Origin of the sequence: Bradyrhizobium sp. Leo170 (assembly GCF_004296405.1) — a bacterium.
In the GTDB taxonomy this organism is placed as follows: Bacteria; Pseudomonadota; Alphaproteobacteria; order Rhizobiales; family Xanthobacteraceae; genus Bradyrhizobium.
The window spans coordinates 1-12824 of the sequence record NZ_PSRR01000251.1; the positions used below are offsets into that span (position 1 = coordinate 1).

The 12824-nt window shown below is 62.7% G+C and carries 14 protein-coding genes; 8 read left to right on the top strand and 6 right to left on the bottom strand.

Annotation, left to right across the window (positions count from 1 at the left end; genetic code table 11):
- Positions 1 to 301 precede the first annotated feature (301 nt).
- Both CWO89_RS31160 and CWO89_RS31165 read right to left on the bottom strand, forming a co-directional pair.
- Complete coding sequence (locus CWO89_RS31160; protein WP_130582350.1) at positions 302 to 1300, bottom strand: DMT family transporter; 999 nt, start codon at positions 1298 to 1300, stop codon at positions 302 to 304.
- Between the two features lie 71 nt (positions 1301 to 1371).
- Positions 1372 to 1851: a PaaI family thioesterase gene (locus CWO89_RS31165; protein ID WP_130582351.1), complete on the bottom strand. Its 480-nt coding sequence runs from the start codon at positions 1849 to 1851 to the stop codon at positions 1372 to 1374.
- Positions 1852 to 2011: 160 nt separating this feature from the next.
- On the opposite strand from CWO89_RS31165, the gene purL reads away from it, so the two are divergent.
- A complete protein-coding gene (gene purL, locus CWO89_RS31170; RefSeq protein WP_130582352.1) occupies positions 2012 to 4219 on the top strand; it encodes a phosphoribosylformylglycinamidine synthase subunit PurL in 2208 nt (735 codons plus the stop codon).
- Between the two features lie 119 nt (positions 4220 to 4338).
- Here purL and CWO89_RS31175 read toward each other — a convergent pair whose 3' ends face one another.
- The gene (locus CWO89_RS31175; RefSeq protein WP_130582353.1) at positions 4339 to 5523 is read right to left on the bottom strand and encodes an acyltransferase family protein; all 1185 of its coding nucleotides are present in this window, start codon (positions 5521 to 5523) and stop codon (positions 4339 to 4341) included.
- Between the two features lie 172 nt (positions 5524 to 5695).
- Here CWO89_RS31175 and CWO89_RS31180 point away from each other — a divergent pair, with 172 nt between their 5' ends.
- Together CWO89_RS31180 and CWO89_RS31185 are read left to right on the top strand one after the other, a co-directional pair.
- Positions 5696 to 6079, top strand: coding sequence for a hypothetical protein (locus CWO89_RS31180; RefSeq protein WP_130582354.1), 384 nt, complete (start codon positions 5696 to 5698; stop codon positions 6077 to 6079).
- A gap of 107 nt (positions 6080 to 6186) precedes the next feature.
- The gene (locus CWO89_RS31185) at positions 6187 to 6360 is read left to right on the top strand and encodes a DUF1328 domain-containing protein (RefSeq protein WP_028166384.1); all 174 of its coding nucleotides are present in this window, start codon (positions 6187 to 6189) and stop codon (positions 6358 to 6360) included.
- 70 nt (positions 6361 to 6430) lie between these two features.
- On the opposite strand, the gene CWO89_RS31190 is transcribed toward CWO89_RS31185, so the two are convergent.
- On the bottom strand, positions 6431 to 6790 hold the full coding sequence (locus CWO89_RS31190; RefSeq protein ID WP_130582355.1) for a DUF427 domain-containing protein: 360 nt from the start codon (positions 6788 to 6790) through the stop codon (positions 6431 to 6433).
- Positions 6791 to 6963: 173 nt separating this feature from the next.
- On the opposite strand from CWO89_RS31190, the gene CWO89_RS31195 reads away from it, so the two are divergent.
- Positions 6964 to 7209: a BolA/IbaG family iron-sulfur metabolism protein gene (locus tag CWO89_RS31195; RefSeq protein WP_028166386.1), complete on the top strand. Its 246-nt coding sequence runs from the start codon at positions 6964 to 6966 to the stop codon at positions 7207 to 7209.
- A 21-nt stretch (positions 7210 to 7230) separates the two neighbouring features.
- The gene (locus CWO89_RS31200) at positions 7231 to 8433 is read left to right on the top strand and encodes a low temperature requirement protein A (RefSeq protein WP_130582356.1); all 1203 of its coding nucleotides are present in this window, start codon (positions 7231 to 7233) and stop codon (positions 8431 to 8433) included.
- Here the strand turns inward: CWO89_RS31200 and egtD are convergent.
- A complete protein-coding gene (gene egtD, locus CWO89_RS31205) occupies positions 8409 to 9380 on the bottom strand; it encodes an L-histidine N(alpha)-methyltransferase (RefSeq protein WP_130582357.1) in 972 nt (323 codons plus the stop codon). The genes CWO89_RS31200 and egtD overlap by 25 nt on opposite strands.
- Before the next feature lie 109 nt (positions 9381 to 9489).
- Positions 9490 to 10743 (bottom strand): ergothioneine biosynthesis protein EgtB, encoded by a 1254-nt coding sequence (egtB, locus tag CWO89_RS31210; protein WP_130582358.1) that lies wholly within the window; start codon positions 10741 to 10743, stop codon positions 9490 to 9492.
- A 301-nt stretch (positions 10744 to 11044) separates the two neighbouring features.
- Here egtB and grxD point away from each other — a divergent pair, with 301 nt between their 5' ends.
- The 3 genes from grxD to CWO89_RS31225 all read left to right on the top strand — a co-directional run.
- The gene (gene grxD / locus CWO89_RS31215; protein ID WP_028166390.1) at positions 11045 to 11377 is read left to right on the top strand and encodes a Grx4 family monothiol glutaredoxin; all 333 of its coding nucleotides are present in this window, start codon (positions 11045 to 11047) and stop codon (positions 11375 to 11377) included.
- A gap of 5 nt (positions 11378 to 11382) precedes the next feature.
- On the top strand, positions 11383 to 11928 hold the full coding sequence (locus CWO89_RS31220) for an O-acetyl-ADP-ribose deacetylase (RefSeq protein WP_463701214.1): 546 nt from the start codon (positions 11383 to 11385) through the stop codon (positions 11926 to 11928).
- A gap of 43 nt (positions 11929 to 11971) precedes the next feature.
- Positions 11972 to 12824 (top strand): serine hydrolase domain-containing protein (locus CWO89_RS31225; protein ID WP_130582360.1); only part of this gene is annotated, 853 nt, incomplete at its 3' end.

Here is a 12824-nt window from a genome sequence, read left to right on the forward strand (position 1 = left end):
AGGAGGGTGAAGATGACGCAAAGCTCGGGCAAATCATGCCGCGAGAATGCGAACTGTTGCTTCCTCATACTCCACCGTCATGCCCCGCGAAGGCGGGGCATCCAGTATCCGGGGGCTTCTCGGCTCAAGCACGACCGCCTCTGGGATACTGGATCGTCCGGTCAAGCCGGACGATGACAGAGGAGAGCTGTTTGAAATTTGAATCAGAACTCGCGGCGAAGTTGTAGGGTGGGCAAAGCGAAAGCGTGCCCACCATTGCGATCACACCGTTAGATGGTGGGCACGCTGCGCTTTGCCCACTCTACGCGCCCGTCAGCCGCGCCCGCAGCCAGTTCAGGGCGAGCTTGTAGCGGTCACCCGGAACGGTCATCGCTGCTACCCCTGCCATGACGAGCACAAGCCCGAGGGCGAGGTTCGAGGGTACGGCTTCGCCGAGCAGCACCACCGAAAGGCCGACGCCGATCGGGATGCGCAGATAGCCTTGGGCATTGGTGGTTAGCGTGCCGAGCCGGGCGAGGCACATGTAGAACAGCATCAGGCCGATTGCGCTGGAGAAGATGCCCATGGTGCTGACGGCAGCGAGCGCTTGCGGCGTCGGATGCAGCGTCCAGGGATGTTCGACGATGATGGCGGCCGGCAGCAGTATGAGGCCGCCGAACAACAGCGAGCCGGCGGCAACCACCATCGGGTCGTAATCGGACAGGCGCAGGCCGAAGATCGTGGCGCAGGCGAACGAGATGGTGGCGAGCAGGATCGCCATCTCGGCAAAGATCTCGCTGCCGAGGCCGCTGAGCGCATCGAGGCCGATGATGACGGCGGTGCCGGCAAGGCCGAGGATCGCCCCAGTGAGTTTCAACAGCGTCGCCGGCTCATGCCGCGTGATGGCCCAGGTGATCAGGAAGGCGAAGATCGGCGTGGTCGAGGCCAGCACCACGGTGGGAGCCGCCGCCACATATTGCTGCGCCCAGGTGATCACCAGGAATGGGATCGTCGAGTTGATGGTCTGCTGGAAGGCGAACAGCTTCCACGCCTTGGCGTCGGTCGGAATGCGAAGCCCGCGGATGCGCAGGATCACGAGCAGGAACACCGCCGCGATCAGCGAACGGGCCGAGATGAAGGTGATCGGCGGGATCGAGCCGAGACCGATCTTGGTCAAGGGATAAGTCGAACTCCAGCAGCAGGCGAGCGCGAGCAGCAACGCATAATCCTGCCAGCGATGGTGCGGCCGCTTCAGGGCTGACAGCGCAGGCGTTTCCACCGCAGCCGTCACGCTACCCGTCCTTGATGTGCTCTTCGGCACCTGTTGCTCCCGGCGCATTGGCGCGCTGGAGCCAGTCTTAGCCTGAGAGCGCAAAAAGGAAAGGCGGCGAGCTATGCGCTGGCCTCAAGCGTCGCCTTCAGCTTCACCCGCTTGATCGTCCCGGAGAAGGTGAATAGCGAGCGCTCACCCGCTTTCAGCATGCCGCGCAGGAAGATCAGCGAGCCGCCGGCGCGGGTCACTTCGCCCGTGCATTCGACCAGCTCGCCCTCGCGGGCCGCGTCGAGGAATTCGCAGGAGAATGCCACCGTCACGCCCGGGCCTTCCAATTCGGCCGAGGCGATCGCGAACAGGCAGTAATCCGCAAAGGCCATGAAGCAGCCGCCATGGACGTTGCGCATCCCGTTCAGGTGCTTCTTCTCCACCCGGAAGGCGCACTGCACGCGGCCGTTCTCATCCATCCGGTGCCAGAATGGGCCGACATGGCTCTCGAAGCTGTCCCGGATCCAGGTGCGCCAGCCCTTGAATTCGCCCTCGGTTGCGACATGCAGGTCGGGACGGCGGAGGAATGCGGTCTTGGAGAGGTCGTTCACGCTCGCAGGCTTTCAAAATTGAGTTCCGATCCTTAAATCCGATCCTGTCCGTTTCTGCAAATTCGTCAGCCCGCGGCCGCCGCCGCAAAGCTCTGGACAGGGCGGAAAAGCGCCATAAAAGGCCTTTGCCCGCACCGCCGATCTACCTAATAAGGGACCCATGAACGAGCCCCAGATCACCCCCGAACTCGTCGCCGCCCACGGGCTCAAGCCAGACGAGTATGAGCGCATCCTGAAATTGATCGGGCGGGTGCCGACCTTCACCGAGCTTGGAATCTTCTCGGCGATGTGGAACGAGCACTGCTCGTACAAGTCCTCGCGCATCCACCTGCGCGGACTGCCCACGAAAGCGCCCTGGGTGATCCAGGGGCCGGGCGAGAATGCCGGCGTGATCGACATCGGCGACGGCCAGGCCGTGGTCTTCAAGATGGAGAGCCACAACCACCCGAGCTATATCGAGCCCTATCAGGGCGCGACCACCGGCGTCGGCGGCATTTTACGCGACGTGTTCACGATGGGCGCGCGCCCCATCGCCTGCCTCAATGCGCTGAGTTTCGGCGCGCCCGAGCATCCGAAGACCCGGCATCTCGTCTCCGGCGTGGTCGCCGGCGTCGGCGGCTACGGCAATTCCTTCGGCGTGCCCACAGTGGGCGGCCAGGTCCGCTTCCACACCCGCTATGACGGCAACATCCTGGTTAACGCGATGGCGGTCGGTCTGGCCGACGCCGACAAGATTTTCTACGCGGCCGCCTCCGGCGTGAACATGCCGATCGTCTATCTGGGCTCGAAGACCGGCCGCGACGGCATCCATGGCGCCTCGATGGCCTCGGCCGAGTTCGACGACAATTCCGAGGAGAAGCGGCCGACCGTGCAGGTCGGCGATCCCTTCGCGGAGAAACTTTTGCTCGAGGCCTGCCTCGAGATCATGGAAAAGGGCTGCGTGATCGCGATCCAGGACATGGGCGCGGCGGGACTCACCTGTTCGGCGGTCGAGATGGGCGCCAAGGGTGACCTCGGCGTCGACCTCGATCTCAACGCGGTGCCGACGCGCGAGACCGGCATGAGCGCCTATGAGATGATGCTCTCGGAAAGCCAGGAGCGCATGCTCATGGTGCTCAAGCCCGAGAAGGAGCAGGAAGCCGAGGCAATCTTCCGCAAATGGGGCCTGGATTTCGCTGTGGTCGGCTACACCACGCCAACCAAGCGTTTCGTGGTCAAGCATGGCGGCGACGTCATGGCCGATCTGCCGATCAAGGAACTCGGCGACGAGGCGCCGCTCTATGATCGCCCGCACACGGCTTCCGCCGCGCAGCCGGTGATCCATGCGCGCGATGTCGAGGCGCCGCTTGGCATTCCGCAGGCGCTGGAGAAGCTGATCGGCACGCCCGATCTCTGCTCGAAGCGCTGGGTCTGGGAGCAGTACGATCACGTCATCCTGGGCAACACCGTGCAGCGCCCCGGCGGCGATGCGGCTGTGGTCCGCGTGCAGGATGGGCCGAAGGGGCTGGCGATGACCGTCGACGTGACGCCGCGCTATTGCGAGGCCGATCCTTATCAAGGCGGCAAGCAGGCAGTCGCGGAAGCCTGGCGCAACATCACCGCGGTCGGCGGCAAGCCGCTCGCGATCACCGACAATCTCAATTTCGGCAATCCTGAGCGGCCCGAGATCATGGGCCAGTTCGTCGGCTGCCTGCAGGGTATTTCGGAAGCCTGCCGCGCGCTGGACTTCCCGGTCGTTTCCGGCAACGTCTCGCTCTACAACGAGACCAACGGCCGCGCCATTCTGCCGACGCCCTCGATCGGTGGCGTTGGCGTGCTCGACGATTTCACCAAGTCCGCGACGCTCGCGTTCAAGGCGGAAGGCGAGGCGATCCTCCTGATCGGCGAGACCCATGGCTGGCTCGGCCAGTCCGTCTATCTGCGCGATATCTGCGGTCGCGAGGAAGGCGCGCCGCCGCCGGTCGATCTCGCCGCCGAGAAGCGCAACGGCGATGTCGTGCGCGGCATGATCCACGCTGGCACGGCGACCGCGGTGCATGACATCTCCGACGGCGGGCTGTTGATCGCGCTCGCCGAGATGGCGATCGCAAGCGGCATCGGCGCCCGCCTGTTGGCAGCACCGACGGCGCTGGTGCCGCACGCCTACTGGTTCGGCGAGGATCAGGCGCGCTACATCGTCACCGTACCCGAGGCCGACGCCGGCCGCGTGCTCGCCAAGATGCGAGGTTGCGGCATGCCCTGCGCGCGCATCGGCACCACCGGCGGCGACGCGATCTCAATCGTGGGCGAAACGCCGGTGGCGATCACGACGCTGAATGAGGCGTTCGAGCGCTGGCTGCCGGCCTATATGAGCGGCAAGGCGGCGTAGTCGCTCGGGCTCCCCCGTCATTGCGAGCGAAGCGAAGCAATCCATGTCGCCACTTGCGGAGGCATGGATTGCTTCGTCGCTGTCGCTCCTCGCAATGACGGCGGAGAAGACGAGGGCCTTCACAGCACGTGTTTCGCGCCTGGAATTTTCCGCAGCGCCGCCGTCGCCGCCCAGCTCAGCAGCACCGTCAGCACAAACGCGATGGCCGCCTTCACGATCGCCGGCCAATTGAAATCGAACATCCAATATTGCAGCCAGAGCACGATCGGATAGTGCACCAGGAACATGCCATAGGCATCAGGCTGCATCGGATCGAGGATGCTCCAGCCGGATTGTTTGAATCGCAGGAAATAGGCCAGGATCACGAACATGATGGCGACGCTGAAGGAAGCGAAGAAGAGACCGTAGGTCGCCTCATACCAGTCCGGCAGCCGTACCGGATTCCCGAGGATTTCGCGCTTGATGTAGATCAGCACCCACAACAGGCAATACGGAACGAGCGCCGCGACCGCCCAGCCCCAGCTACTCTTTGCAAGCCGGCCGTCTGCCGCCAGCAGACCGCGATCCAAATACATGGCGCCTATGCCCGCGCCGAAAAAGAAGTAGGTCGCATAGAGCAGCACGCGGCCGTGCTGCACCGAGAACGGTCCGAACTCGAACCAGCTCCCTGGCCCAAAGTGAACGCGCCCCGGAATGTAGAGCATGGCGGTGATCGCAAGCATGACCATGAAGAACAGGGTGGCCTGTTCATGACCCTTGAGCGATAGGCGATTGATCGGATCGATGACTTTGGGTGACAGCTTATATGCCGCGCTCGCGACGAGGTCGAAGGCGAGCAAGATCCAGAGAAACCAGATCGGGCCGCTCGGCCATGGCCCCACGGTGATGGTTTTCCACCAGAACTCGGAAAAGCTCAGATCCGGAGTTTGGCGCAGCGCGATGGGGTAATAGGCCAGCGGGATGAGCGTGAACGCGCAGACCACGAAGGGCAGGCCAAGTCGAACCAGGCGATCGAGCAGATATTGCAGTGGTCCTTTCCGAGCCAGCCCCGGCCACACGAACAGTCCCGACAGGAAGAAGAACATCGCCATGAAGAAGCTGTCAGTGGCGAGCACGACCATGTCGAAGCCGATCCACGATTTTGGATCGGTGTGTCCGAAATGCGTGTAGGGAATCACAGAGTGGTGCAACAGCACGACCAGCGTCAGGAAAGTTCGGGCGCGATCGAGCGCGGCGTTACGCGCTTTTGCTTTCGGTGCTGCGTGAGCCTCCGCCGTCGCCATGGTGTGGGAGATCGAGCTCATAGGCGCCCCCTCTGAGAGGTGATCGGTTGTGATGTTGCAACCCGGAACCGGATTGGGCAAGGCCCAATCATTAGCTGCCGAAAACGTCGATGTGATCTCGCGCTTGCGTGAGCAACGGAACGACGCGATTCAGCGGACGTTGGTGCGGCCGCATGCCATACGGAGAATTACCATGCGACACAAATTGCATCTATCGGCCGTCATCGCGATGTCATTGATGACGGCGTCATCAGCCGCCTTCGCGCAAGCGTCAGGTGGCGGCATCGGCGCCGGGAGAGCGCAGGCCGGTGCTTCGTCTGGCGTTGGCAGTGCGCCACCGCCGGCGGCTGTGCCGACCAATCCGGGATCGGCGGGAATTTCGTCGGCGCCCGGCGGACAATCGAGCTCCACGACCGGAATGGGCACCGGCGGAACGTCCACCACGCCCAACCCAACCCTCAGCCAGCCAAGCGCGCCCTATACGTCGCCGGGCACAACGGGGACCGGCCTGTCGCCGAACGGCATGCCGGACGATGACATCGTGACGCCTGGTTCTCCCGGACGCATGGGACGATAGGGAAAACCAGCAGGGCGAAGCGGGCGGCGAGCGATTCGCCGCCCATCGCTGTGGAACTCGCGCTATCGCCCGAGGTTACTCCCGCGAAGAAGCTGGAGAAGAGGGCGATGACGTTACTTAAATGGGCGCTGATTTTTCTTGTGGTGTCGATTATAGCCGGCTTGCTCGGCTTCACCGGCATATCGGCAGCCTCCGCCGATATCGCGCGGGTATTGTTCTATATTTTCGTCGTGATCTTCCTGGTGCTCCTGATACTCGGACTCACGATATTCAGAGCGTAGCCGCATCGTCATGCCCGGGCTTGTCCCGGGCATCCACGTCTCAGTACCAGGGCAAGCAATCACTTTCACTCTACGCCACTTCCTCGATCGTGACCTTGTCCGGATAGAACGCCAAGTGTCCCGCGATCTCCGTCATCGCCGGGAAGGGCGTCTCATAGGTCCAGATCGAATTTTCCAGCGTCTTGCCGTTGGCATTGATGCTGAAATAGCTCGCATCGCCCTTGTAGGGGCAATGCGTGGTGCGCTCGGTCCGGGAGAGCAGGGCCATGTTGGCATCGTCCCGCGGGATGTATTGCACGGCGGGATAGCTCGCTTCCTTCAAGGTCAGCGCGTGGGTGGAGTCGGCGATGACGACATCCCCCGCCCGGACGCGGATGCGCTTGGGATTGGGGGTAATCGTGATCGGATGGTCGGGACCTGGGAGTTTCATGATTCTGCGCCTTTTTTGGTCAGTTCGTTGTGACCGAATGATGCAGCTAAAACGATTGGAAGCGGTATATAGTGCCTGATAGGATGACCTAGAAGAGCGCAAGCGCTAGGTTCTGCTCCGCGTGGCCGGCCGTGTCGGCCGCGATTTGAACGTCGAAATGGAGGTGTACTGGGATGCCGATGGACGCCCGCGATATCGAATCCATGATCAAGGCAGCCATTCCCGATGCCGTGGTGACGATCCGCGACCTGGCCGGTGACGGCGACCATTACGCGGCAACGGTGATCTCGGAATCCTTCCGCGGCAAGTCCCGTGTCCAGCAGCACCAGATCGTTTACCAGTCGCTCAAGGGACAGATGGGCGGCATACTGCACGCATTGGCGCTGCAGACCGGGGTGCCTGGCGGGCCCGAGGCCTGATCATCTCGCAAGGGGGCACCGATGGCTGCGGAGAATCGACGCGGCGCGATGTTTCGCGTCGTCGCGCCACATCAGCATAGCCGCGTCACCTATGCCGAGCTGTTCTACGATCTGGTGTTCGTGTTCGCGGTCACGCAGATCTCGCACACGCTGCTCCATCATTTCACGCCAATCGGCGCGGTCCAGGTCACGCTGCTGTTCCTCGCGGTCTGGTGGGTCTGGGTCTTCACGGCCTGGGTGACCAACTGGCTCAATCCGGAGCTGACGCCGGTCCGCATTCTCTTGTTCCTGATGATGCTCGGCGGCCTCGTGCTGTCGACCACAATCCCGACGGCCTTTGAAGGCCGCGGCCTGTGGTTCGCCATCGCCTATGTGGTGATGCAGGTCGGGCGTACCGCGTTCTGGTTCGTCTCCACGCCGCGTCACTGGACGGCGGTGCGCCACAATGCCATCCGCATCCTGGCCTGGCTCTCCACGTCTGCCGTGTTCTGGATCCTCGGCGGCCTTGCCGAGGGTGAGTCCAGGCTATGGCTGTGGATCATCGCGGTCGTGATCGAATATGTCTCGCCGGCGGCGCGGTTCTGGATTCCGGGGTTGGGGCCGTCCTCGCTCGAAGCTTGGGCGGTCGAAGGCGGCCATATGGCCGAGCGCTGCGCCCTTTTCATCATCATCGCGCTCGGCGAGGCTGTTGTCGTCAACGGCGCGACCTTTGCCGAGCTGAGCTGGACCACCGAGATCGTGCTGGCCTTCGTGTCCTCGCTGGTCGGCAGCATCGCGATGTGGTGGATCTATTTCCACAAAGGCGCCGAGGCCGGCTCCGAACTGATCTCGACATCGGCCGAATCAGGGAAATTGGCCCGCCTTGCCTACACCTATCTGCACATGCCGATCGTCGCCGGCATCATCCTGACGGCGGTGTCGGACGAGCTGGTGCTGAAGCATCCCGGCGGCCATTCCGATCTCAAGACGATCTTGAGCACGATCGGCGGCCCGCTTCTGTTCCTGGTCGGAACGATCCTGTTCAAGCTCTCGATCAGGGGCTTCCTGCAGCTCTCCCACATCGTCGGCATCATCGCGCTGCTCGCGCTGAGCTGGTTCGCAAGCGAGCTGTCGCCGCTATGGCTCTCGCTCCTTACGACTGCAATCCTGATCGCGGTCGCGGTATGGGAATCCGTGTCGCTGCGCTCGGCTTCGGAATCTCATTCCGAAGCCACCAGCGCGTGAACCGAGAACATCTTTGCCGCGTCGGTCCAGGACTGCCGGACGGTCCAGCCCGAGCTTCGGGCCAGCTCCGTGAAGCGCTCCAGCGAATATTTGTAGCTGTTCTCGGTGTGAATGCTCTCGCCGGGACGGAATGAAAAGGTGTTGCCGAGGACCCGTACGCTCTGCGCCTTGCGGCTGATCAGGTGCATCTCGATCCGGTGGCGGTCGCGGTTGTAGATCGAGCGATGGGAGAAGGCGGAGAGATCGAAATTGCCGCCGAGCTCGCGGTTGATGCGCACCAGCACATTCAGATTGAAGCGCGCGGTGACACCGGCTGAATCATTATAGGCGTTGTACAGCACGCGCTCGTCCTTCTCGAGGTCGACGCCGATGATCATCTGCGCGCCCGCACCTAAGATTTCACGTGCGGTGCGCAGGAGATCGGTGGCTTCCTGTGGCTCGAAATTGCCGATCGTCGATCCCGGGAAGAAGCCGACTTTCGGCATCTCAGCGATCTCGGCCGGCAGCGTGAACGGGGCGGTGAAGTCGGCCGCGACCGGATAGACGCGGAGGCCGGGAAAGTCCTTGCGCAGGCCGTCCGCTTGCGCGTTCAGGAAATCGCCGGAGATGTCGACGGGCACGTAGGCGCTGAATTCGCAGTGCTCGAGCAATAGGCGCACCTTGGTGGTCGCGCCCGCGCCGAACTCGACCAGCGCCGCGCCCGCAGGGATGATCGCGGCGATCTCGGCCCCGCGATCGCGCAAGATGCCGAGTTCGGTGCGGGTCGGGTAATATTCCGGCAGCACCGTGATCTGCTCGAACAGCTCCGAGCCGATCGCGTCATAGAAATATTTGGGCGACAGGTGCTTGGGATGTTGCGCGAGATGTCCGATGACATCTTCGGCAAAGGCTGCGGTCTGTTCGTCGAAGGCATAGGCCTTGGCTAAAGCGCGGGCATGCACATTCATGATACTCTCCTGAACGCGCCTTCCCGCGCGCTATGATTTTTGGTTGTTTTTGCGCATGATCGTTTCGGAAAACCGGCATCCGCCTTTCCGGATCATGCTTGAGAACCGATCAGGCGTAATCTGCGAGCCGTAATCCCGTAAATTGCCAGCGGTGGTGCGGATAAAAGAAGTTGCGATAGGTGATACGGCTGTGACCGCTCGGAGTTGCAAGCGAGGAACCGCGCAGCACCAATTGATTGACCATGAACTTGCCGTTGTACTCGCCGAGCGCGCCCTCGATTGCCCGGTAGCCCGGATAGGGTGAGTAGGAGGAGCGGGTCCACTGCCAGACGATGCCGAAGGCGTCGTTGAGCTGGCCGGCGCGTGCGGCGACCTCCCATTCCATCTCGGTCGGCAGGTGTTTGCCAGCCCAGCGGGCGAAGGCGTCGGCCTCGTAGTAACTGACGTGGGATACCGGAGCTGCCGGGTCGATCGGCTGCAGGCCGCCCAAGGTCATGATCTGCCATTGGCCGTCGACGTTGCGCCAGTGGCCGGGCGCCTCCCAGCCTTCCTTTTCGACGGTTGCAAAACCGTCCATCAGCCACAGCGTCGCCGTGCGGTAGCCGCCGTCCTTGATGAAGGCCAGCCAGTCGGCGTTGGTCACAAGGTTTCGCGCCAGTTTGACGGGGCCGACCAGGGCGCGATGGGCCGGCTTTTCATTGTCGAAATGAAAACTGTCGTCTGGATGCCCAATGGTGTGGATACCCTCGTTCAGCGTCACCCATTCCTCGCCGCCGCGCTGCGAGGCCGGGAAGCGCCATGCCGGATCGTAAGCCGGCGGGATCGGGTTCTGCGCGAAGGCGTGCAGGATGTCGGTCCACATCAGTTCCTGATGCTGCTGTTCATGATTGAGGCCGACCTCGACCAGCGGCACCAGCTTTGTCAGTTTCTCCTCGCCCGCGGCCTCGAAGAATTTCACCACGGCATCGTCGACATGGCGGCGATAGGCGGTGACTTCGTCGGCGCTTGGCCGGGTCAGGTGACCGCGCTGGGCGCGGGCATGGCGAGGGCCGGCGCTGACATAATAGGAATTGAAGAGATAGGCGTAGTCCGGATGGAAGGGCTTGTAGCCGTCCTGGTGCTCCCCGAGCAGAAACTGCTCGAAGAACCAGGTGGTATGGGCGCGGTGCCACTTTGCCGGGCTCGCGTCCGGCATGGACTGGATCAGCTGGTCCTCCGCGGACAGGGGAGCGGCCCGGCGTTCGGTTTCATCCCGCACCGCGAGAAACGCCTCCACCAGATCCTGGGACAGGGGACCGGAATCAGAAGCGCGTGATGGGGAGGGTGGCGCAAGGGTGGCGGCAGCGGATGCTGGTTTCGTCACGGGTGTCTCCGAAATGCAGGAGAGAACGTTGCTATACCAAACTGGTTCCCGACGGGCAGTCCGTCCTAGATAGGGGCTCCCGTTCGGGAAAAAAGCCTCTCGCGGTCATGATATTAGTGTCGTCAGACTATGGGCCCGAGGCCCGGCCGCCGCCCGAAAAGGGCCTCATGCATGCCAGCTCACCGCCATTTTGCTTTGGATGCACAACGGTTTGGGCTACATATATCCAGTCGCGGGGTAAGCGGGTCGAGCCGGCCCACCAGCAATGCCGCAAGGGGCGGAGCCCCAAAGGGAAACGAAAATGAGCATCGAACAATTCATCGACAACGAAGTGAAGTCGAACGACGTCGTGCTGTTCATGAAGGGCACGCCGCAATTTCCGCAGTGCGGTTTCTCGGGCCAGGTGGTGCAGATCCTCGACCACATCGGCGTGGGCTATAAGGGCTTGAACGTGCTGGAGTCCGCCGAGCTGCGCGACGGCATTAAGGTCTATTCAAACTGGCCGACTATTCCCCAGCTCTATGTGAAGGGCGAGTTCGTCGGCGGCTGCGACATCATCCGCGAGATGTTCCAGGCCGGCGAGTTGCAGCAGCTTTTCGCCGATAAGGGCGTTCCGGTCGGCGCCGCCGCCTGAGCCTGATGGCGCGCCAGCTCGGCAACACGCGCCTCGAGGTCATCGTTGCCGACATCACCACGTTGCGCGTTGACGCCATCGTCGACGCAGCCAATTCGTCCCTCCTGGGCGGAGGCGGTGTAGATGGCGCGATCCATCGCGCCGCCGGACCCGAATTGCTCGTCGAGTGCCGTACGTTGCGCGGCTGCGCAACCGGCGATGCCAAGATCACACACGGTTATCGGCTTCCCGCCCGGCATGTCATCCACGCCGTGGGGCCGGTCTGGCACGGCGGCGGTCAGGGCGAGGATGGATTGCTCGCCTCCTGCTATCGCCGCGCGCTCGAGCTCTGTCAGGCGAACGGACTTGCTTCGCTGGCATTTCCCGCCATTTCGACCGGCGTCTATCGCTTCCCCGCCGACCGTGCCGCCGGGATTTCGGTCTGGACGGTCGCGGAGGGACTTAGCCAAGCGCCGGCGGTCAACCGGGTGATCTTCTGCTGCTTCTCGGAGGCCAGCGCTCGGCTGCATGAGCAGGCTTTGGCCGGTCTTGACGGCCCTTGTGCTGGTTGAGGCGCCGCCGCTACACTCTCGGCCGAATTCGGGAGGGGTCCAAATGAATTCATTTAAGTTGCTGCGCGTGCTGGCGACAGGCGCGCTGATGCTTGCTGCATGGCCTGCCGCTGGTGCGGAAGGAACCTTCGATATTCCTGCAGGCGCGCATTTCAACCAGGACAAGCTTGCGAAGATCGGAGCGTTCTTCGACAACGAAGTCGCGACCGGTAAGATCCCGGGCGCGATCGTCCTGATCCAGCAGCACGGCAAGCCGGTCTATCACCAGTCCTTCGGCGTGCAGGACGTGGTGAGCAAGGCGCCGATCACCGACAAGACGATCTTCCGCCTGTTTTCGATGACGAAGGCGATCACCGCTTTTGTCTCGGTGCAACTCCTTCAAGAGGGCAAGTTCAAGCTGGATGATCCGGTTGCGAAATACATCCCGTCCTTCGCCAATGTGAAGGTCGGCGTCGAGAAGAAGAACGAGGACGGCAGCAAGACGCTCGAACTGGTGCCGCCGGACCGGCCGATGACTGTGCTCGACCTGATGCGTCACACCTCCGGCATCACCTATGGCTTCTTTGGCGACAGCTTGGTTCGCAAGGCCTATGCATCCTCCAATCTCTATGCCGGCGATTTCGATCTTGCCGAATTTGCCGAGCGGATTGCCAAGCTGCCGCTGCACAATCAGCCGGGTGCGCTCTGGCAATATGGCCACTCCACCGACGTGCTGGCGCGCATCATGGAGATCGTGTCCGGCAAGCCGCTGCTCGCGATCGAGCGGGAGAAGCTGCTCGATCCGCTCGGCATGAACGACACCCGCTTCCTCGTCACCGATCCGGCGAGGCAGAAGCTTTTGGCGCAGCCGATGCCGAATGACAGCAATTTCCGGGTCGGCCGCGAGAACGACCTGA